Origin of the sequence: Pseudomonas sp. DWRC2-2 (assembly GCF_049897885.1) — a bacterium.
Classification (GTDB): Bacteria; Pseudomonadota; Gammaproteobacteria; order Pseudomonadales; family Pseudomonadaceae; genus Aquipseudomonas; species Aquipseudomonas azotoformans_A.
In genome coordinates this window covers 32064-51709 of sequence record NZ_JAFCXD010000013.1, presented here as the reverse complement: position 1 = coordinate 51709, position 19646 = coordinate 32064, and the positions used below count along the sequence as shown (strand labels likewise).

Here is a 19646-nt window from a genome sequence, read left to right as displayed (position 1 = left end):
GGTTCAAAGACGAAAGGAGGGGAGGAACTTTAGGCTTAAACGAGAATGATTGTTATCTTTCTGTTACAGCGCCGGTTTTTCCTGAAGCACAACGTCGGTGGGACTGACTTTTTTGGGCTTGATCAGGCTGAAGTCGATCAGTGGTTTCTGCTGACGCAGGTAGGGGTTGCCGATCATTTGTGGGCGGGCCGTGAAGCTGTCGCTCACCAGGCTTTTCGTGCGGTCCAGCTCTTTGAAGCTCAGCCCGGCAAGGTCTGCCCAGGTGTGAATCAACTGCGAACTGCTGTAGGGCCGCTGTAAATCGCCGGCGAAGCTCCAGTCGTGGGTTTCCCGCCATTTTGGCGAGGCATACGCCATGAAGGGAATGGTGTACATCGGCGCCGTCGGCTTGGCTTCGTTTCGCCCCAGGGTGGCGTGGCCCGCCGAGTCGAACACGTCTTCGCCGTGGTCCGACAGGTACAGCAGGAAGCCATTGGGGTCAGTCTTGGCGTAGTCCTTGATCAGGCTCGACACCACGAAGTCGTTGTACAGCACCGCATTGTCGTAGCTGTTGTAGGTGGCCAACTGATCGTCGGTCACACCTGCCGGTACGCCCTGGCGGTCGGTGAATTTGTCGAAGGTCGGCGGGTAGCGGTATTGGTAGCTCATGTGGGTGCCCAGCAAGTGGACCACGATGAATTTACGTTCCGCAGGGTCTGCCAACGCCTTGGAAAACGGTGCCAGCACGTCGCCGTCGTATTGACGGGCGTTCTGGTTGCGGTTGTTGTTCAGGTACACCTGTTCGTCGGCCTGTTCGGAAAAGGTCGTGAGCATGGTGTTGCGCTTGGTCATGGTCTGCTGGTTGGTGATCCAGTAGGTCTTGTAGCCTGCCTGTTTCATCACGCTGACAATCGACGGCGTCTTGAGGTACAGGTCCGGGTTTTCTTCGTCGGCGAAGGTCAATACCTGTTGCAACGCCTCGATGGTGTAGGGGCGCGGGGTGATGACGTTGTCGAACACCGCCAGTTGGTCGCGCAGTTTGTCCAATTCCGGCGTGGTGTTGCGCGGGTAGCCGTAGAGGCTCATGCGCTGGCGGTTGGTCGACTCACCGATGACCAGCACCAACGTGGACGGCTGGCCGGCCATGGTGTCCTTCAGGTTGGTGAGCGGTGGAATCTGGCTGGCGCTGTCGAGCATGCCTTGCATGTTGTCCAACTGCTCGGTGTAGCGGCGGTAGGCGACGATCATCTGCCACGGCACGGCGGGTTCGATGCGTGATTCAAAGCGGTCGATGGCATCGTCGACGGTGTCGCTGCGGGCAATCTGCTTGACCAGCGGGTCACCGACGATGCCCACCAGGATTGCCGTCGCCGCTATCAATGCCTGGCCGCGTGGCAGGTACACCGGCCTTACCCGAGTCCATAGGAAAATGGCGACGGCGGTGTGGGCAATGAACGCCAGTACGATCCACCAGGCAAAATACTGAGTTGCGTATTCGCCCGCTTCAGAGATGTTCGATTCGAACATGATGAAGATGACGCTTTGGGAAAACTCCTGCTGGTAGATGAAGAAGTATCCCAGGCTGGCCATGGAACAGGCCCACAGCACCACACCGATCAAGGCGGCAAGCAAGCGCGTACGGCGAGGGAATATCAGCAGCGGCGCCAACCAAATCGCACTCATGAAGAAGGCCTGGCGGAAACCACTGAAACCGGAGGTGCCACTGAGCTGAATCAGCAGTTGGGTAATACCCGAGAAGTACCAGAAAAACAGAAATAGCCAGCCAAGACCGGCCCAATCAAAGCCTTTCGCAGACTTCGTGCTGCGTTCGAACATCGCCATCCAGCGCTCCAACCCGATATTTTTTCAGTCGACGCGCAGGACTGCGCGCAACAGAGGCCACCCTTGCATGGGGTGGCCCTTCGGGCGGGAGTATTGGGAAGGGCGTGTGAAAACTTTGTGAGATTTTCGTAGGCGTAATCTTACAAAGCGATGACAGGAGTTAGCACAGCAATGGCTGGGCGCCGGAAGGCTGTTCCAACTGGGCTTGGATGATATGCGAGCGCAGGCGCAAGACTTCTTGCTGCAGCTGTTCGCGTTCGTCTTTCAACTGGCGCAACTCATCGCGTCGGATGGTGACGTAGAGGGTCTGTGGCGGACGATTCATCTGTGCAGTGCTCATTGCTTACCTCGCAAATAGCCGGTGTGTCGCGGTGTGCCAGAACGCTTGAGTCGAGGTTCTCGGCAGCAGTCAGGACAATTCTGAATTCTTTTTACGGGCAATGGAACTTTTTTATTTTTGATGGTCGTGTGACTTTTTGTGTCGTGATGGTGAAATGGTGGCAGCTTTTTTCCATGAAACTACATCGATATCCGCCTGACTAACCCTCATTGGCCTCATTGCGCTATAAACTATGCACACATTTTTTTAGTAGTTAGGAGCATCAGCACATGCAACTGGGGATTATCGGACTAGGCCGCATGGGCGGGAATATTGCACGGCGCCTGATGCTCAATGGGCATACCACCGTTGTTTACGACCGTAACGAAGCCTTTGTAAAAGGCCTGAGCGAAGAGGGCGCCACCGGCGTTGCCGACCTCAAGGCACTGGTGGCCGGGCTGCAAAAGCCACGCACCGTTTGGGTGATGCTGCCTGCCGGCGCACCCACTGAAGACACCATCAATGAATTGAGCACGCTGTTGGAAGACGGTGACGCAATCATCGACGGCGGCAACACCAACTATAAGGACGACGTTCGCCGCGCCAAGGCGCTGGCGGAAAAAGGCCTGCACTATGTTGACGTCGGCACCTCCGGCGGCGTCTGGGGCCTGGAACGTGGCTACTGCATGATGATCGGTGGCGACGCCGAGACCGTGCAACGCCTCGATCCGATCTTCAACAGCCTGGCCCCAGGCCTGGGTAATATCCCGCGCACCAAAGACCGCAAAGACAGCGCTGACCCGCGCGCCGAGCAGGGCTACATCCATGCCGGCCCTGCGGGCTCCGGGCACTTCGTCAAGATGATCCACAACGGCATCGAGTACGGAATGATGCAGGCGTTTGCCGAAGGCTTTGACATCCTCAAGACCAAGAACTCGGAAAACCTGCCGGAAGACCAGCGCTTCGACCTGAACGTGGCTGACATCGCTGAAGTCTGGCGCCGTGGCAGTGTGGTTTCGTCCTGGCTGCTGGACCTGACCGCCGACGCCCTGGCCACCGACCCGAAACTCGACGGTTACTCCGGCTCCGTGGCCGACAGTGGCGAAGGCCGCTGGACCATCGAAGCCGCCATGGAACAAGCCGTGCCGGTGCCGGTGCTGTCCACTTCGTTGTTCGCACGTTTCCGTTCGCGTCAGCAGAGCACTTACGGTGACAAAATGCTGTCTGCCATGCGCTTCGGCTTTGGCGGCCACGTGGAGACTTCCAAAAAATGACCGCCAACGGCAAGAAACCCAAGGCCGAACCTGCTCCGCCCACCACACTGTTTCTGTTTGGTGCCCACGGTGATCTTGTCAAGCGCCTGCTCATGCCGGCGCTGTACAACCTCAGCCGCGATGGGCTGCTGGGCGATGGCCTGCGCATCGTTGGCGTTGATCACAACGCCATCAGCGACGCCGATTTCGCCAAGAAACTCGAAGACTTCATTCGCACCGAAGCGGCGAGCAAGGTCAGGGGTAATGGCGAAAACGCCCTGGACCCTGAGCTGTGGGCGCAACTGGCCAAGGGCATCAGCTACGTCGAGGGTGATTTCCTCGACGACAGCACCTACGCCGACATCGGCAAGAAGATCGCTGACAGCGGCACCGGCAACGCGGTGTTTTACCTGGCCACCGCACCGCGCTTCTTCAGTGACGTGGTGCAGCGCCTGGGCAGTGCCGGCTTGCTGACGGAAACTGACGACAGCTTCCGTCGCGTGGTGATCGAGAAGCCCTTCGGCTCCGACCTGGCCACCGCCGAAGCACTGAACGCCAGCCTGCTCAAGGTGATGAGCGAGAAGCAGATCTATCGCATCGACCATTACCTGGGCAAGGAAACGGTGCAGAACATCCTGATCAGCCGCTTCTCCAACGTGCTGTTCGAAGCGTTCTGGAACAACCATTACATCGACCACGTGCAAATCACCGCTGCCGAAACCGTCGGCGTTGAAACCCGTGGCAACTTCTTCGAGAAGACCGGCACCCTGCGCGACATGGTGCCCAACCACCTCTTCCAGTTGCTGGCGATGGTGGCCATGGAACCGCCCGCGGCCTTTGGCGCCGACGCCGTGCGCGGTGAAAAAGCCAAGGTGATCGGTGCGGTACGTCCTTGGTCCTTGGAAGATGCTCGGGCCAACTCGGTACGCGGTCAGTACACCGCCGGAGAGATTGGCGGCAAACAACTGCCGGGTTACCGCGAAGAAGCCAACGTTGCCCCGGATAGCAGCACCGAGACGTTTGTCGCCCTCAAGGTGATGATCGACAACTGGCGTTGGGTCGGCGTGCCGTTTTACCTGCGCACCGGCAAGCGCATGAGTGTGCGTGACACCGAGATCGTCATCTGCTTCAAGCCTGCCCCTTACGCGCAATTTCGCGATACCGAAGTGGATGAGCTAAAGCCCACCTACCTGAAAATCCAGATCCAGCCCAATGAAGGCATGTGGTTCGACCTGCTGGCGAAAAAGCCTGGGCCGACCCTGGAAATGGCCAACATCCAGCTGGGCTTTGACTATAAGGACTTCTTCGAAATGCAGCCGTCGACCGGGTACGAAACCCTGATCTACGACTGCATGACCGGCGACCAGACCTTGTTCCAGCGCGCGGACAACATCGAGAACGGCTGGCGTGCGGTGCAGCCATTTCTCGATGCGTGGAAGGAAGACGACGGGATCCAGGCCTACAAGGCTGGTGAAGACGGCCCGGCCGCCGCCGATGCACTGCTCGCCCGTGATGGTCGCACCTGGCATAGCCTCGGATGAGTGATGCCGCGATCCATCCCATCCGTTTTATCCTGAGTGACGTGGACGGCACCTTGCTGCATCCCGATCACAGTCTCAGCCAACGCACCGCCGATGCGGTACGGGCCTTGCGTGACAGCGGGGTGTTTTTCAGCCTGGCCAGCGGGCGCCCGCCCAAGGCCATGCTGCATCTGATCGAAACCTTCGGCATTGATGTGCCCGTGGCTGGTTTTAACGGCGGCACGCTGATCAACCCGGATGGCAGCATCCTGGTTGCCCACCATCTGCCGGCGGAGGCGGCGCTGGTGACCCTGGCGCTGTTCTCGGCGGAGCCGGATGTGGAAGTCTGGGTGTTTGCCGATGGCGACTGGCTGCGCCGCGACCCGCCAGGGCCGATGGTGCAGCGCGAGGCCGATGGCCTGGGCTACGGGCCGATTGTGGTAGAGAGTTTTGAGCCCTACCTGGACCGCGTGGATAAAATCGTCGCGGCCAGCAACAACACGCAATTGCTGGTGGAACTGGAGGCGCAGTTGCAGCCCAAGGTGCAAGGGCTGGCTCAGGTGTCGCGTTCACAGCCGGTGTACCTGGACGTGACGGCGATGCTGGCCAACAAAGGCGAGGCCTTGAAGACCTTGGCGGCGCACCTTGGTGTTTCCATGGAGCAAACAGCGGCTATCGGTGATGGCGGCAATGACCCGGCCATGTTTCAGGTCGCCGGGTTGTCAATTGCCATGGGCCAGGCGGAAGAAGCCGTCAAGCGCCAAGCCAACGTAGTCACTGGCAGTAATGTCGATGACGGCGCGGCAGAAGCAATCGAGCGGTTTATTCTGGCCACTCAATAAGCGTTACGCGTTCTAACACTGAACTTGCGCCTCTCTAAACAGATAAGCGCAAGTTGCCGTGCTGGATTACTTCGGCATTGCCCAGGATTGCAACTGATAGCCACTTTTATCAAGTTCGGCGCGGGCCTGCAACAGCAGGTCTTCCAGTTGTGCCGGGTCGGTATAAGCGCTCGAAGACAGTTGTTTGCTGCCGATACGGTTGTTGGTGCGGTCGATGACGCTCAGGCTGAGGGCGCCATTGCCGTCATGCCAGGCCACGCACTGAAAGGGCTGGAAGGCACGGTCTGCGATCAAAAGAGCTTCGTTGATGCGGAGCGGGGCGTTCATGTGGGGTTCTCTCTCATTGCCCATTCAAGTGAGTGCCGGCGGTTGGGCTGACCGTGCGGCGGGTTACTTGTACTGATGCACGATGGCGGGGTACGGGTCACATGTTAGAGCAACTATTTTCAACTTTTAGTGATTAACATCATGTAAGCGGCTGTTTTGAAAGCTGAATGAAAGTTTCGGTGTGGCCTGACTTTTTTGCCTGAACACACGGAAGTAGCTTTTTGCCGCGACTTATAGCGAAACGGTACAAGGTAGGCGTCAAGACCTTGCTAGTGTTAGCGCCAGGCGTCACAAACCGTTGTTTCTAAATAACTTTAATAATTTTGACGCCAAGGAATAGTCATGGTTGTTACACCTGTGCAGCGCCGCTTGCTCGTGGTCGACCCCTGTGACGACTGCCATGGGCTATTGCCCGGTTTGCGCACCGCCGGGTGGGAGGTGGACAGCTGCACGTTGGAGGGCGTTGGCGATCGGTCCTGCGATGTCGGCCTGCTGCGGCTGCAGCCCTATCACCTGGAGCGTCCGGAAGCGGTCAAGGAGCTGATTGGCCGCAGCGGTACGGAGTGGATCGCCGTACTCAGCCAGGACGTATTGCGCCTGCAAAACGTGGGTGACTTCGTCTGTGAATGGTTCTTCGATTTTCATACCTTGCCGTTCGATGTCGCTCGCGTGCAGGTTACGCTAGGGCGCGCCTTTGGCATGGCACGTCTGCGCGGCAAGGGCCATATGCCAGTGGACGAACCTGAGCATGAGTTGCTGGGTGACAGTCGACCGGTCCGCGAACTGCGCAAGTTATTGTCCAAGCTTGCACCCACCGAATCTCCGGTGCTGATCCGTGGCGACAGCGGCACAGGCAAAGAACTGGTGGCCAAGACCCTGCACCGCCAATCCCAGCGCCACGCCAAGCCGTTTGTGGCGATCAACTGCGGGGCGATTCCTGAACATTTGATCCAATCCGAATTGTTCGGTCATGAGAAGGGCGCGTTTACCGGCGCCCATCAGCGCAAGGTCGGGCGTATCGAAGCGGCCAACGGCGGCACGTTGTTCCTCGATGAAATCGGTGATTTACCGATGGAGTTGCAGGCCAACCTGCTGCGGTTTCTGCAAGAAAAACAGATTGAGCGCGTCGGCGGCAGCCAGCCGATTCCCGTGGATGTGCGGGTATTGGCGGCTACTCACGTCGACCTGGAGGCAGCGGTAGAGAAGGGCACCTTTCGCGAAGATCTGTACTACCGCCTCAATGTCCTGCAAGTGGTCACGGCGCCGTTGCGTGATCGCCATGGCGACGTCGCGATGCTGGCCAACCACTTTTCCCGCTTTTACAGTCAGGAAACCGGCCGTCGTCCGCGTAGCTTCAGTGACGATGCATTAGTGGCAATGGGCGAACACGCTTGGCCAGGCAACGTCCGCGAGCTGGCCAACCGAGTCCGGCGCGGCCTGGTACTGGCCGAAGGGCGCCAGATCGAAGCCGTTGATCTGGGATTACACGGCCAACAGGCAATTTCGCCGCCTATGGCTACACTGGAAGACTACAAGCACCGCGCCGAACGCCAGGCGCTGTGCGACGTGCTCAACCGGCACAGCGATAACCTGAGTGTGGCAGCCCGTGTACTGGGGGTTTCCCGACCCACGTTCTACCGGTTGCTGCACAAACACCAGATCCGCTAGGGCGGGTAAACCGAAAAGCCCCGCAACGACCCTTATCGTTGCGGGGCTTTTCCTTGTGTGGCGATCAGAAGTAGTACGGGAATTTCAGGCTGAACGTAAAGTCCGGCGCATCATCTGTCATCCCGATCGCCAGGTTCGGCACGATCGTCAGGTTATCCGACGCCGCAATCGTCATGCCCACGTTGAAGTAACCGGCATTGGCATCACTGGACACCACCGACTGCCAGTCCCCGCCATTGGGCTTGAGCTTGCTTTTACGCTGGATCAGGTCGGACACCGAGAACGACATACTCATCTTCTCGTTCAGTGCAAAGGCAACACCGACACCCAGTTGAAAGCTGTCGCCCAGGCTGACCTTACCGCCGACTTTCTGGTTGACGTCACTGCTGATGTCATCAAACGACTCTTCGAAGTTGTGGGTGTAGGAGAACGAGCCAAACAGCACGGCCGGATCGAAAGTCTTGACCAGCGAGATTCCCGGCGTGATCGACCAGACACCGTTACCGGTCGGCAGGTTTTCCGGTACATACAGGTTGTCGTTGGCGGTTGAGCGTACCAACTTGATGCCGAACGGTTCTTTACCCGTAGGCGCCTTGACGCGCAGCGACACCACCGCATCCGGCAGGGTGGGGGTTTCATCCAGGAATTTGTACGCCACACCGAAGTTGACGTCGCCGATGGTCGGGTCGCGGCTCACCGACTCTTCGGAGGTGGCGTTGGCATTGTTGCCCGCACCGCCGGACTGGTAGGTCGATTCGCGGTACACCACCGGCACGTTTACATCGAACTGCCAGCGGTTATCGAGGTTGTAGCGACCGGTCAGGTCCAGCGTCCAGTTGTCCGCCTTGATCCTGTCCAGGTTGATATTGCCGAGGAAGATCGAGTCCAGTGCCAGGAAACCGTTGAGCGTGAGCTGGCGTGCATCGTAGCGCGCGTAGGTAATACCGGTTTCAAAGCTGAACTTGCCGTTGCCAAAGAAGCCGCTGGCTTCGTTGTAGAGGTTGCTCACGCTTTGCGCGGGTGCCGAATCGTCCTTGAGTGACTGCCCATAAGAACTGCCACCGCCACCGGCCCCGCCGGATGCGGCCGCAGCGCCTGTGCCTGCCACGGTCGCGCCGCCACTGGCTTTCTGGAAGTCTGCCGGGGATTTGGCCAAGCGTTTGGGCGCGGGCGTCGCCGGTTGGTCCTCGACTTGGCGAACCCGTTGTTCCAATACTGCCAAGGCTTTTTGCTGCACTTCGTACCGCTGCTTGAGTTCCAGAAGTTCCTGTTTGAGGGTCTCGATATCGGCATCTGGCGCGGCATACAGAACGGATGCGGGCAAGAGCGTACTTAAACAGACCACCGCACGTAGCGATAACGATCGATGCATGAAATAAGCCGTCCTTTTCTAATGCGTAAGTGTCGAGGGTCAGCGTAGTTCAATAACCGAGAGTGCGTAGGCCTTTGAGTTGGTCCAGATTGCAGTTCAGCGCCGGGTTGTTCAGGCCGTTGTTCATCACCACATTAAGCTGGGTCATGTTGGAGACGAAGTTTCTATCGCCGGTCAGCACGGTGCCTTGCAGCACTTGGCCGCCGCCGATTTGCTGGAGGCTATTGCCTTGGTTGTGGTTGCCCTGGATCGCCATCTGCAAGCCGCCATTGTTGGCTGACACACTCACACGACCTGCTGCGCTGTCACCGGTGACGGTGCCGCCGGCGACCAGTACCTGGCCGGATTGCACGATGTTGGACGGGGCGAAGCCGTTCTCGGTGACGTTGATCCCGACATTGTTGTACGCGGTGTTGCCGTCGCCGGCTGCGCGCACGCTTTGGGTCACGCCTGTGCCGGTGCCCAGGCCGGCGCCGCCGCTGACGTTACCGGTGCCTGCATTCGAATTGGTGCCCGTACCGGTAGAGCCGGTAGTCTGTACGTAGAATTGTGGCGTGATGGTGGAGGAATCGACTTGCATGCTGGCCTTGCCAGTAATGGTGTCGCCTACGGCATTGGTCCAGGTGCTGCTCATGACAATACCGAAGCTGATAATCCGCCCTGGCATCACATAACGACCGCGCAGCTCGGCCATTTCCGAGTCCTTGAGTTCGATCGGTTTGAACCCCGACGAAGCATAAGCGGGCATTGAGGCTGCCAGACACAAGACCGTCAGCCAACGGGAAGTGTTCATCTTCTGCTCCTGGAGCGTCCTGCCCCTTATTGCGCTTCTTAGAAGAAGTCGCTCTGGATGAAACCGAAGTCCATCAGCTCGGCATCGCCTACGGGCCTGAACTCATTCAACTGGTTCTTGGCGGTCAGTGGCGTGGGCGGGTCGAGCAAGGCGTTGGCCTTGTCGTAACCTTCACCCAGCACGGCGAAGACGATGCCATTCCAACCTTTGACGAAGTCATCGTGCGAATAGCGCTTGTGGCCCAGCACCGGGTCGCCGATATAGACCCAGTCCTTGTCCGCGCGCTGCAACACCACGAAGTGCTTGTAGCCCCGGATTTCCAGCAGCACCACCACAGGGATCTTCACGGTCACCAGGGTGTCTGGCCCGATCTTGTAGCCCCGGGCACGCATGCCGATGCTTTCGAGGTAGCGCTTCATGTCCAGCATGGAGAAACCCTGGGTACGTACCAGGTCCTGGTCTGCGTTGACCAGCATGCCTTTGATGATGTGGTCTTCGTCTACGTCGAGCCAATAGCCCTGGCGCAGGATGGTGGCGAGTGCCGCAGCACCGCAGCTGAAATCGGTTTTCTGTTCCACCAGGTTGGCGAACTTGCGTTCACGGATACTCTCGACCTTCTTGTAGATGACTGCACCGCCAGGCATGGCGGAGATCGCCATGGTGCCTGCCCAGGTCGGGCCGGTGAGCAGCATCAAGAGGGTGAGGGTCGCGAGGCGCATGATCGAATGACCTGTTGGACACTGGAATAAAAAAGGGCCTTGTTGCCAAGGCCCCGTTGGATCAGAAGCGCACGCCGCTGCTGCAGACGCTGCAACCTTGGCCTACAGAGAGGCTGTTGCTGGCTTGGTTGCCGGCACCGGATTGCAGATTCACACCGATGTTGCCGGAGTTGTTGTTGATCGAGTTGTCGGCACTGGCGTTGTTCGAAACGTATTGAGGTTTGCCGCCATGATGGCCGTACCCGGTGGCAGCGGTATTGAGGTAGTTGTTGGCGAGCGAGTTCTGCTCGGTGTTGGCCGCCGCTGCGATGTTTTTACCATCAGCCGTGGTGATTGCCAGGTTGTTTTTGCCTTGGTTGCCTTGACCGGCCTGGCCGTTGTAACCCACGTTGCCGGAGTTACGGTTAACGGAGTTATCCAGGGAAGCGTTGTTTTGCGTGCCTTTGTTGACGAAGTTGTTCAGGCCGCTGTTCTGGTTCACATCAACGACGGCGAACACGGTAGCAAAGTCGCCTTTGGCGCTGGAGATGGCGCCAGAGTTGTCGGCCTGGTTACCACTGCCGGCTTGAATGTTGACGCCGGTGTTACCGCTGTTGTAGGTGACCGAACCATCGGCAGAGGCGTTGTTTTCAGTTTTGGTGTCGTCATACTTGTTGCCGATGCTGTTTTGTACATCGGTAACCACGGATGCAACCACACCAGTTGGTTGAGGCGCAGGGTGCCAGCCACCTGCTTGAGCAGCAGCAGCCATGAGTGCGGCGAGAGCGAAAACCATTGGTTTCAGAGCCATTTGAGGTTTCATGGTGTTTCTCCTTGCTTCTAATTAGTTGGTTAAGTGTTGGTACGGTCTAACTCGTGCTACCAAGCGGTTACTTGATAGTGATGCCCAGGGTGTTAGCCACTCGGTTCCCCACCCCGGCACTCTGGTTCACCTGAATCACTCCTCGGCTGCCTGTGAAGGCCTGGTCGCTTGTCACGACCTGGCGGCTGCCAGTGGTGGGGGTGAGCCCTGAGTCGGTTGCCAGCGTCGTCGTGTTCTGTTGCAACAGGACGCTGTCGTCGATGCTTTGCGGACCAGGGTTGACGCTGATCCGCACCGCATTGACTAATTGGTTATTGGCCCCGGCGGACTGGTTGATACCCAACATGCCGTTGCCATTGCTGAAAGAAGTGCCCTCGATCGCCGCCTTGGCGTTCAGGGAAGGGTCGACCTTGCCGTCCATTCTCTGGATATTGCCGGTGGTCGCCTGACCACCCAGCGCGACGGCGCGGTTGTTGGCGGTTTGCTGCTGGTTGCCTGCGGCCTGGTTGATCATCAGGTTGCCGCGGTAGTCTTTACCGCTGTTATTGATCACGGCGGTGTTGTCGGCCATGGCCGAAGCGCTGGTGAGCAGGGCCAGAAGGAGCAGAGAACGGTTCATTGTTTGCCCCCCATCATGCTGCCGATGTTGTTCAACGGCGCCAGGCCACGCTGGATCGAATCGCTGATCTGCCCCCCCATGCTGCCACTGCCCCCGGAGCGGCTGGCGGCTGCGCCGGCGCCCAACGTGGACATGCCGTTTTGGGTGGCACTCAAGCCGGAGAGGTTGCCGTTGGGCTGGATGGCGCGGGTGATGCTCAAGCCACTGCTGACGGCGCCGAAGTCTCGGTCACTCAGTTCGCCCGATAGGGCGCCGAGGATGTCTCGGCTTGGATTGGCATTGGCGGTCTGGGGGTAAGGATCTGGACCAAAGGAAGACCGACCGTACATATGTCCCTGTACATCGCGCCCGGTGACGATTACGCCGTCACCCGCATGGCTCGGAACCACGATGCTGGCGCTGAGTACACAGCTGATCAGCAGTACGTTCATCGAACCTTGAGTGAGTGTATTCACGGCGGCATTCCTTATTCTTCGCGCTGACCCTAAACAGCGCTGTAAGGGATAGAGCAGAAGCCGTGCCGCTTTTTATTTTGTGTGGTTATTCAATGGGTTGAAGATATTGATGGGCAAAGTGATAGCAGCGCTGTTTCAGGAATGAAACAACGCCCCGGCCATTCACAGCTACCCAGCCACTGCGCAAACGCTTCACTGGGTTGTATCAGCGCTGTAACACCATCCATGGCAAAACGATGAATCCGCAGTGCACGGGCGGTTCAGGGCAAGGGCGTGTTAAAAAAACGGACACTTCAGGCATGACAAAGCCCACAGCTGTGGGCAGAGGTTCAGCCTTTAGGCGTTTTACGCGGGATGGCGTTGAGTACGGGGTTGCCGTCCTGGTTCTGGGTCAGGTAGACCGGCAAAACCTTGGGCAGGGAGGCAATGAGGTGGTTGACCTCACTGATGTTGTAGATGCCACCGATGCGGATCGTCCCGGTGTTGGCGTCGGCCAGCATCACCGGTTTGGTGAGGTAGCGGTTGATCAGCGGCAACGCGTCGGCCAACGCCAGGTTGTCGAGGATCAGCTTGCCCTGGCGCCAGGCCAGCGCGGTGTCATTCGGGCTGATCGTCCGCACGCGGGGCGTGGCATCACCCTGTTGGTAACTGGCCTGCATGCCGGGCGTCAGCGGCACACTGCCGTGGACCTGGTCGCTGGCAATCTGCACCGAGCCTTCCAGCAACATCACGCGTACCTGGTCTTCGTATTTCCAGACGTTGAACTGAGTGCCCGTCACCCGAACCTGGCCTGCCCCAGCGTGCACGATAAAGGGATGGGCACTGTCATGGCTGACTTTGAAAAACGCTTCACCTTTTTTAAGGGTGACCCGGCGCTGGTCCTTGTAGTTGCTGTAGACCAACTCGGTGCCCAGGTTGAGTTCCACCTGGCTGCCATCACCCAGGGTGACCTGGCGCAAACCATTGGCAGCCTCGAAGCGCTCGTAGGAACTGGGCAGCCAACCGGCTTCCCAACCCGTAAAGGCTGCCAGGGGCAGGGCGACCAGGCAGATCGCCGCGGCCACGGCGTAGGTGCGCAAGCGGTTGCGCGGTTTGAACGGCACCACCACCGGCGTGGGTTCGTTGCGGGGGAGGTGGTCGGCAACGTCCCAGATCTCCAGCATCGCCGCGTATTCAAAGGCATGCAGCGGGTGGGAGTCGTGCCACTGTTCAAAAGCCTGACGCTCACTCGTCGTGCAATCGCCCGCGTGCAGGCGCATGCACCAATGCGCGGCGGCGTCGGTGATGGCGTCATATTCGGCTTCTGAAAGGGACTTTTCGCTCATTAACTCATCCTGATTTCGCACATTCTAACCTCCCAGGGTGGACGGCGAGAACAGCCATCATGGCGATTGCACATCAATTGGAACTTATTCTCGTTTGGAAATACCTAAACGATTCAGGACATTCCCACAATGGAGAACGAAAATGCTGAAGAAAACCTTACTCGCCCTGTGTGCAACTTCCGCACTGCTCAGTGCCGGTGCCGCCCTGGCTGATAAACCGGGGGCAGGCTGGATTACCATCGAGAAGGCGATTGAAGTCGCCAAGACCAAGGCCGGTTATGTCGAGGTGTATGCCGCCGAGGCCGATGACAATGGCTATTGGGAAGTCAAAGGGCGCAAGTCCGACGGCACGGTGTATGAAGCGCGTATCGATGGTGCGTCGGGCAACATCCTGCGCGACCAGAAAGACTGATACCCCCTCGGGGGCCTGTTCAGGCCCCCGGATCCAACTGCCTTCCCAGGTGCGTAATCAGAAGGGTCACCGAGTCCGCATTACCCAGGATGATGTCTATTCGGCGGTCTACGTCGCTCATGAAGATTTGCCGGGCAGCGTCCAGTGTCTTGGTGCCGGTCAGATGCAATATCTTGTCGCGTACCTTGGTCGATCCCCTCTGGCCAAAGTCCTCCCAGTGCCCCGTCACGTTTTCGCAGGTTCTAAACAGCGTGCTTTCAGGTGTGAGTACGGACAGCGCGGTGCTTTGCAGATTGGACAGTGACGTGTGCATGCGCAGGCCATCTGCACTGCCACGACGAATCAGGTCAGGAAAGGGTCGCATGGAATCCAGGTAGGCGAAGTCTTCAGTCCTCGCCGCCAAGTGGCTCAACTCATGAATCAGGGTGGCCGCACGCGCGTGGTCATCAAGGTCGAACGGTGCGTTAAGGTGGTTTTCATAGACATCCATGCCCGTTATGAAGAAGGGGGTCAGCAAATAGATTTTTCGCTGTGCATCCTCAGGGATCACAAAAGCGACCGAGTCATCGTCGGGCCAACGAGAAGTGCCATAGACGAATCGTTCAGAGTCCAGCGCGAGCAGGTCTTGCTGGGTCAGCGCCTCCATAATTTGCGTGACTCGATCCCGTATTCTTGCGACTTGGCTCGGGTTTAAAGTGACGACGCCGAACATCTCACCGAGGAAGCGACCGACTCTTGAGTTGGGGTCGCGTTGCTGTGCAAATAACGTCAAGTTGCGCTGACATGTATTGGTGTAATACAGCGCGACGTTGAGCGCTCTGTCGATGGCGAGCCCCATCTCCCAGCTCAGCCCGCGAATGGCTGGCAGACCTGCCGCTTCAATATTGATGGAATCGCGCTCTGTTCTGCGGGTGACCACCAAACCTCTAAAACGCGACAGAGTTGGCCCGAAGCGGGGCTCCCGCTCGGACAGGTCCAGTACCCATTGGCCCTGTGCGTTGCGTTCGACAAACGGGCCCAGCTCCCTGGCAAGGCTTATGCGCCACCCCGCACCGCTTCTTGCTACGGGGTAAACGCGACCTGCCACAGCGACATAATTGCGGTTATTGATCGGTTGGGTATACACGTGGCTGCGTGAATCCAATTGCAGGTCGGTCAGCGCCACTGTCACATCCTCGAACCGCCGTAGTTGTGCGCGCACCGGGTGGGTCATGTCCAACGTGTCCACCGTCGTGGCTGGCACGGGGCCTTGCGGGGCGGGGGCGCCGGGCGATACAGGTACGGTGTCCGAGGGGAGCAAGGCGTCGAGTTCCTTGCGCAATGAGGCCATAGTCGCTACACCCTGGATAAATTTGCGCAGGCCTGTACCAAAGTGCTGCTCTTGCAGGTCTTCGGCGCTGGCTTCGAAGAGCTTGAAACTACGCCATACCACCAAGGGGAATTTGAGTTTGCCGCCAATAAATTGCAGTGCCATGGGCACGCCTTTGCGCAGCAGGCTGGTAATGCCATCCCACAGGTGCTTGCCACCCTCCTTGAACTGGCAGGAAAGCATGTCCAGCAGTTGCTCGGCATTGTCGTGGAATAGCTGGCGCAGCAGGTTACCTTTGATGGGGTTAGAGGCCAGTTTGACCGGCTCTGGTTGTTTGTCCTCCAGATTCGTTGGTTGTTTGAAGCGATTGCTAAACGTCGCCTGATCGGGGTCGCCTAACTGACGAATGATCCACTCCTGCAGCGGACCCGCGGCGTTGATGTCGTCGAGCAGTTTTTCCTCGGTGCCGTACTCCTTTAAGACGCTGATGGGGGCATAAGGCGCATAGAGCACCAGCGGGCCTGTGGCGTTGGCTTTTGGGCCGATTAAATAAACACCACGCACCTTCGCCGGCGTCGCCCCAGGGGTGGCAATCAGTTCCATGGGGCGGATCATCGCCGTGGCGCCGATAACGGCATCCCGGGCAACGGCGTCCGGCATGTCGAAAATTTGCTGGATAAAGCCCCAGGACGATGGGCTCAGACGCTCTTCTAGGTATTCCTCATGGGCATGGCGCAGCGCTTGCCAGGGGAGTTGATGGCAAAAAAGTTTGCGGCGCTGGCGGGCATCGTCGGTGTCGGCGGTGAGGTGGTCAGTGAGCAGGTCGCGGTAGGTTTTGCCGATGTCCAGTTGACGCACCAGTTGCACAATCGCATTGCCATCCAGCGAGGCAGGCAGGGCCTCGGTGCCGCGTGCTTTAGGTGTGAGGTTGTCGGGTTGCAGGTCGGGCAAATGGCGCTGGGCAAAATCGACCAGGCTTTGGGTGTGCCCGTTAAGCACCACCCGTGCGGGGATCAGGATGTTTTCCGGGTCCAGCGCATCGTCGGGGAAGCGCGCCTGGAGCAAGGCGCGCAAGCGTTCGGCGACGTGCTCACCCAAGGTCGGCAGGCTGTGCAGGTAATCCTGATTGTCGGGGGCACTCAAGCGATATTGCTCAAGGAGCTCGGCATGCAGCAACTGATCCGCGGCCGACGCCGTGCCCAACCAGGCGGGCAGGCCCTGTTGTTGGACCATGGCGGTCGCAATGGCCTTGGCCCTGCCGATATTGGATGGCGCCATCCTGCCCATTTCATCGTCCAGGCGGTCCTGCAGTTGTTTGGGCCCCAGCGACATGGCAAGCCAGTAATCGAGGGCGTCGAGATGGTGAGCGAGGTGGCTCTGTTGGCGGTTGTGTAGAAAATGTTCGTCGATACGCTGTAGTGGCCCCAGGAGATATTCTTGATGAGGCTGGCGAAAGCTGATGGACAGGTTCATCAGCAGTGCGGTGCGACGAGTGGAATTTTTCAGGCGCTGTTCGAGTGCCTTGCGCAGGGTAATCAGCGAAGTGAAAGGCTCATAGCCGTATTGGGGCGTCCACAAAACCACCTTGCCTGAAAGATGTGGGTCGAGGCCACCGCGTTCGGTCAGCACAAAGCAGTTGGCCAGTGGATGAAGTTCTTTGCCTTCGTTGAGAGTCACCGTCAACGAGAAGGCGTCCGGTAAAAAGCCTTGCAACCCATGGCGCTTGTCGCGCGTCATGCTGTCAGGGCGCAACACTGTATCCAAGATCGCGTAATGATCCGGGCTCAACGTGTGATTAAGCAGGCGCAACTCGGCCTCGCTGCGCAGTCCGTGCATCAGGGCCTTGATCATCTCGTCGCCGTTATTTTTCAGGAACCGCTTGGGCAGTGTACGGACATCGCGCTCCACGAAAGAGGCCGCGACTTGCTTGATTACGACATTGAACACGTGACTATTGATGCTATTCCAGTTCATGGCGGCGCCACCTTCGCGGGCGCCGTATAAGCCGATGCGAGGCGTGCTGCCTATATCCCCAGCAGCATTTGCCAGGTATTGGATGAAATGCTCCAGCATGTTCACCGATGACGACGGCAGGCGTTCCTCCCTGTCCTGTGCTTCGCTGGGGTAGGTATTGATGTAGACATTGCTGGCATCCAGGTCCAGGTAGCGCTTTTTCATTTCCTCGTTCAGGGCTTTTGTCGCAAGGCTGCGCAAGGTGGGGTGCTTGGCGCGTTGATTGAGCAGCGCGTCTTCATCCGTTTTCAGCGCCTGCAATTGCAGTTTGGCGCGCTCTGCCTGCACCGTAGACGGTCGGCCATCGCCGCTGCTGACCGGGTGCAGGCTCCAACGCCCTTGGGTATCCAGCTCCAGCAGGCGGCTGTCGAGCATATGGCGTATGTCCAGGGAACAGTCGAGCAAGGCAGTCAGGTTCACCGCGCCATCACTGCGGCGGAACAGCGTGAGTGCGTGCTCCAGGTTACTCATTTGCTTGTCGTAAATACCCTTCGCCATCTCCCCGAACACACTGCCCTCTGCGGGTTGCCCATAGACCTGTACGCCGCGCATGGCGAGGTACGCGCTGCGCTCTTCCAGGGACAGGAAGTTCAGCAGCTCGTCCTGGTGCCCGGCGGCCTTGAGCATGCTCAACAGGGTGTCGTTCAGGTCATCGACGTCCTTGAGCACTTGCAACCCGCGGGACTGGGTGTACAGGTAGGCGTGTTCGTCACTCATCAGCAGGGTAGCGGCGAGCTCCACATAGTGCTGGTAGGGCGCGTAGATGTTGACCTTCTCGATATGCAAGGTACTGCGCCAGGTGCTACGGGCTGCGCGGTCGGGAAGTAAGACCGCGAGCAGGTCGCGTGCTTCTCCTGAAGAAAGGGCGTTGCTTTCACTCTGGCGCTTGAACAGCAGGTCCACACGGAACTTGTCGCTCATCACTTGCGCGAAGAACTCCATGCGGGACTGTTCCGGGTGAGACTTCTCGTTCTCCATGGGGGCGTACCACCATGCTTCCAACAAAAAGCCCAGGATCTTGGTGAGGATTGCAGCGCCATGCTGCACCAGACTTTCCCAGCGTTCCACGTCTTGCTTGCGTTGGATGGGGGTAAAACTGCGAGTGTCATACTTGGGGTTGACGAAGGTGCGTCTGCGGTCAGTTGGCCATGCTGACTTGGCATAATACTGCAGCAGGGTTTCAGCCAAGGTGGCTGAGCCCATCCAGCGAGGTAGGTCGTTTGTGCTGTCATCCGCTGACGCCATGAAACTGTCGACCCGCGTGTCTTTCAGCGTCAGGCCTTCAAACTGCGAGATTCCTGCGCCAATAGTTTCGAGCACCGCTTCGAGCCACTCGGGCAACGTGGGCAGGGTGCGCAGCGCTTCATGCATGCGTTGCAGATCTTGCGCCTGATTGGCCATGATGGTTTTTTGCTGATCCTGAAACACCCAATGCTCAACCGTGGCGGTGGTGAGGGTAAACGTGCTCTGCGGGGTGAACGCATTGCGCTGTTTTATGGGTAAAAATCTAATTAAATCAATATATAAAAACGGATTTTTCAAGCGTTGTATTAACTCAGAAAGGCAGGCGTCCCGATGGTCGAATACCTCGATACCGCCGTACGGGGTGTACAGCACGGCCTTTTTCTCATCAGGGGTGGGACTCATCATGAACACGCCGGCGAGTGCAATCGAAGACATGCCTGGCGTTTCCAATATCAGCGTTTCTACGGTCATCGGTTCATCGCGGTCATGGCGCGCGCTATGGTTGGCGATGTAAACCGTGCCGAGCCAGTTGATGTCTTTGAGCGTCAAACCCAATGCTCGCTCGCGGTCGGTGGGTTGCTTACGGGTGATTGGACGCAGGTACTCATCAAAAAAATACGGCGGCGTTACATGGGTCATGGCTGGCTCTCTATCTGGGTCGGGGGCGCGATCAGTGGTGAGCAGCACGTTAAGGGGCGACGGCGCGATGTCGGCGGTAGATAACTGCCGCAAGAGCCCCTCGCGCAAAGTCGATTGACAGCAGGCCGCGGGCGCGTTGTTTAATCACAGGCTTGAGTCACCCGTCTTGTTGCCCCTTCCAATCATAATTCGG

General features: G+C 58.4%; 16 protein-coding genes. 5 read left to right on the top strand and 11 right to left on the bottom strand.

The genetic code is table 11. The features are described from left to right. Positions 1 to 63: 63 nt before the first annotated feature. Complete coding sequence (locus ACP7EW_RS30265) at positions 64 to 1821, bottom strand: phosphoethanolamine transferase CptA (RefSeq protein WP_426221743.1); 1758 nt, start codon at positions 1819 to 1821, stop codon at positions 64 to 66. A gap of 160 nt (positions 1822 to 1981) precedes the next feature. Further along, the gene (locus ACP7EW_RS30260) at positions 1982 to 2161 is read right to left on the bottom strand and encodes a DUF6026 family protein (protein ID WP_426221742.1); all 180 of its coding nucleotides are present in this window, start codon (positions 2159 to 2161) and stop codon (positions 1982 to 1984) included. A gap of 269 nt (positions 2162 to 2430) precedes the next feature. On the opposite strand from ACP7EW_RS30260, the gene gnd reads away from it, so the two are divergent. The 3 genes from gnd to ACP7EW_RS30245 are packed head-to-tail and all read left to right on the top strand — an operon-like array spanning position 2431 to position 5755. Next, positions 2431 to 3414 carry a phosphogluconate dehydrogenase (NAD(+)-dependent, decarboxylating) gene (gnd, locus tag ACP7EW_RS30255; protein ID WP_033897459.1) on the top strand — a complete coding sequence of 328 codons (984 nt, stop codon included), beginning with the start codon at positions 2431 to 2433 and terminating at the stop codon, positions 3412 to 3414. Then, complete coding sequence (zwf, locus tag ACP7EW_RS30250) at positions 3411 to 4934, top strand: glucose-6-phosphate dehydrogenase (RefSeq protein ID WP_033897460.1); 1524 nt, start codon at positions 3411 to 3413, stop codon at positions 4932 to 4934. Before gnd ends, zwf begins: the two co-directional genes overlap by 4 nt. Further along, on the top strand, positions 4931 to 5755 hold the full coding sequence (locus tag ACP7EW_RS30245; RefSeq protein ID WP_426221741.1) for an HAD family hydrolase: 825 nt from the start codon (positions 4931 to 4933) through the stop codon (positions 5753 to 5755). Before zwf ends, ACP7EW_RS30245 begins: the two co-directional genes overlap by 4 nt. A 66-nt stretch (positions 5756 to 5821) precedes the next feature. On the opposite strand, the gene ACP7EW_RS30240 is transcribed toward ACP7EW_RS30245, so the two are convergent. Beyond that, positions 5822 to 6082, bottom strand: a complete 261-nt coding sequence (locus ACP7EW_RS30240; RefSeq protein WP_033897462.1) for a hypothetical protein — start codon at positions 6080 to 6082, stop codon at positions 5822 to 5824. Positions 6083 to 6424: 342 nt separating this feature from the next. Here ACP7EW_RS30240 and ACP7EW_RS30235 point away from each other — a divergent pair, with 342 nt between their 5' ends. Beyond that, positions 6425 to 7750: a sigma 54-interacting transcriptional regulator gene (locus tag ACP7EW_RS30235; protein ID WP_426221740.1), complete on the top strand. Its 1326-nt coding sequence runs from the start codon at positions 6425 to 6427 to the stop codon at positions 7748 to 7750. 64 nt (positions 7751 to 7814) lie between these two features. On the opposite strand, the gene ACP7EW_RS30230 is transcribed toward ACP7EW_RS30235, so the two are convergent. The 7 genes from ACP7EW_RS30230 to ACP7EW_RS30200 form a co-directional block, all read right to left on the bottom strand. Continuing rightward, a complete protein-coding gene (locus ACP7EW_RS30230; protein ID WP_038845303.1) occupies positions 7815 to 9122 on the bottom strand; it encodes a transporter in 1308 nt (435 codons plus the stop codon). A 49-nt stretch (positions 9123 to 9171) separates the two neighbouring features. Further along, entirely contained in the window at positions 9172 to 9915 is a 744-nt protein-coding gene (locus ACP7EW_RS30225; RefSeq protein ID WP_426221739.1) for a hypothetical protein, read from the bottom strand. Between the two features lie 38 nt (positions 9916 to 9953). Then, the gene (locus tag ACP7EW_RS30220) at positions 9954 to 10634 is read right to left on the bottom strand and encodes a C39 family peptidase (RefSeq protein ID WP_177114218.1); all 681 of its coding nucleotides are present in this window, start codon (positions 10632 to 10634) and stop codon (positions 9954 to 9956) included. A 61-nt stretch (positions 10635 to 10695) separates the two neighbouring features. Continuing rightward, on the bottom strand, positions 10696 to 11436 hold the full coding sequence (locus ACP7EW_RS30215) for a hypothetical protein (RefSeq protein ID WP_426130213.1): 741 nt from the start codon (positions 11434 to 11436) through the stop codon (positions 10696 to 10698). A gap of 67 nt (positions 11437 to 11503) precedes the next feature. Beyond that, entirely contained in the window at positions 11504 to 12055 is a 552-nt protein-coding gene (locus ACP7EW_RS30210) for an adhesin (protein ID WP_426221738.1), read from the bottom strand. Continuing rightward, a complete protein-coding gene (locus ACP7EW_RS30205) occupies positions 12052 to 12510 on the bottom strand; it encodes a hypothetical protein (protein WP_426130217.1) in 459 nt (152 codons plus the stop codon). Before ACP7EW_RS30205 ends, ACP7EW_RS30210 begins: the two co-directional genes overlap by 4 nt. Positions 12511 to 12839: 329 nt before the next feature. Further along, positions 12840 to 13835 carry a FecR family protein gene (locus ACP7EW_RS30200; RefSeq protein WP_426221737.1) on the bottom strand — a complete coding sequence of 332 codons (996 nt, stop codon included), beginning with the start codon at positions 13833 to 13835 and terminating at the stop codon, positions 12840 to 12842. A gap of 142 nt (positions 13836 to 13977) precedes the next feature. Between ACP7EW_RS30200 and ACP7EW_RS30195 the strand changes: the two genes are divergently transcribed. Beyond that, positions 13978 to 14247: a PepSY domain-containing protein gene (locus ACP7EW_RS30195; protein ID WP_269133922.1), complete on the top strand. Its 270-nt coding sequence runs from the start codon at positions 13978 to 13980 to the stop codon at positions 14245 to 14247. Positions 14248 to 14266: 19 nt separating this feature from the next. Here the strand turns inward: ACP7EW_RS30195 and ACP7EW_RS30190 are convergent, their stop codons facing one another. Next, positions 14267 to 19453, bottom strand: a complete 5187-nt coding sequence (locus ACP7EW_RS30190) for a dermonecrotic toxin domain-containing protein (protein WP_426221736.1) — start codon at positions 19451 to 19453, stop codon at positions 14267 to 14269. Between the last annotated feature and the right edge of the window lie 193 nt (positions 19454 to 19646).

Excerpts from the sequence above, each read along its gene's own strand:
- ACP7EW_RS30240 (WP_033897462.1), bottom strand. The coding sequence starts at position 6,082 with ATGAACGCCCCGCTCCGCATCAACGAAGCTCTTTTGATCGCAGACCGT.
- ACP7EW_RS30245 (WP_426221741.1), top strand. The coding sequence starts at position 4,931 with ATGAGTGATGCCGCGATCCATCCCATCCGTTTTATCCTGAGTGACGTG.
- ACP7EW_RS30200 (WP_426221737.1), bottom strand. The coding sequence starts at position 13,835 with ATGAGCGAAAAGTCCCTTTCAGAAGCCGAATATGACGCCATCACCGAC.
- ACP7EW_RS30195 (WP_269133922.1), top strand. The coding sequence starts at position 13,978 with ATGCTGAAGAAAACCTTACTCGCCCTGTGTGCAACTTCCGCACTGCTC.
- gnd (WP_033897459.1), top strand. The coding sequence starts at position 2,431 with ATGCAACTGGGGATTATCGGACTAGGCCGCATGGGCGGGAATATTGCA.
- ACP7EW_RS30220 (WP_177114218.1), bottom strand. The coding sequence starts at position 10,634 with ATGCGCCTCGCGACCCTCACCCTCTTGATGCTGCTCACCGGCCCGACC.
- zwf (WP_033897460.1), top strand. The coding sequence starts at position 3,411 with ATGACCGCCAACGGCAAGAAACCCAAGGCCGAACCTGCTCCGCCCACC.
- ACP7EW_RS30210 (WP_426221738.1), bottom strand. The coding sequence starts at position 12,055 with ATGAACCGTTCTCTGCTCCTTCTGGCCCTGCTCACCAGCGCTTCGGCC.
- ACP7EW_RS30225 (WP_426221739.1), bottom strand. The coding sequence starts at position 9,915 with ATGAACACTTCCCGTTGGCTGACGGTCTTGTGTCTGGCAGCCTCAATG.
- ACP7EW_RS30235 (WP_426221740.1), top strand. The coding sequence starts at position 6,425 with ATGGTTGTTACACCTGTGCAGCGCCGCTTGCTCGTGGTCGACCCCTGT.
- ACP7EW_RS30215 (WP_426130213.1), bottom strand. The coding sequence starts at position 11,436 with ATGAAACCTCAAATGGCTCTGAAACCAATGGTTTTCGCTCTCGCCGCA.
- ACP7EW_RS30190 (WP_426221736.1), bottom strand. The coding sequence starts at position 19,453 with ATGACCCATGTAACGCCGCCGTATTTTTTTGATGAGTACCTGCGTCCA.
- ACP7EW_RS30265 (WP_426221743.1), bottom strand. The coding sequence starts at position 1,821 with ATGGCGATGTTCGAACGCAGCACGAAGTCTGCGAAAGGCTTTGATTGG.
- ACP7EW_RS30230 (WP_038845303.1), bottom strand. The coding sequence starts at position 9,122 with ATGCATCGATCGTTATCGCTACGTGCGGTGGTCTGTTTAAGTACGCTC.
- ACP7EW_RS30260 (WP_426221742.1), bottom strand. The coding sequence starts at position 2,161 with ATGAGCACTGCACAGATGAATCGTCCGCCACAGACCCTCTACGTCACC.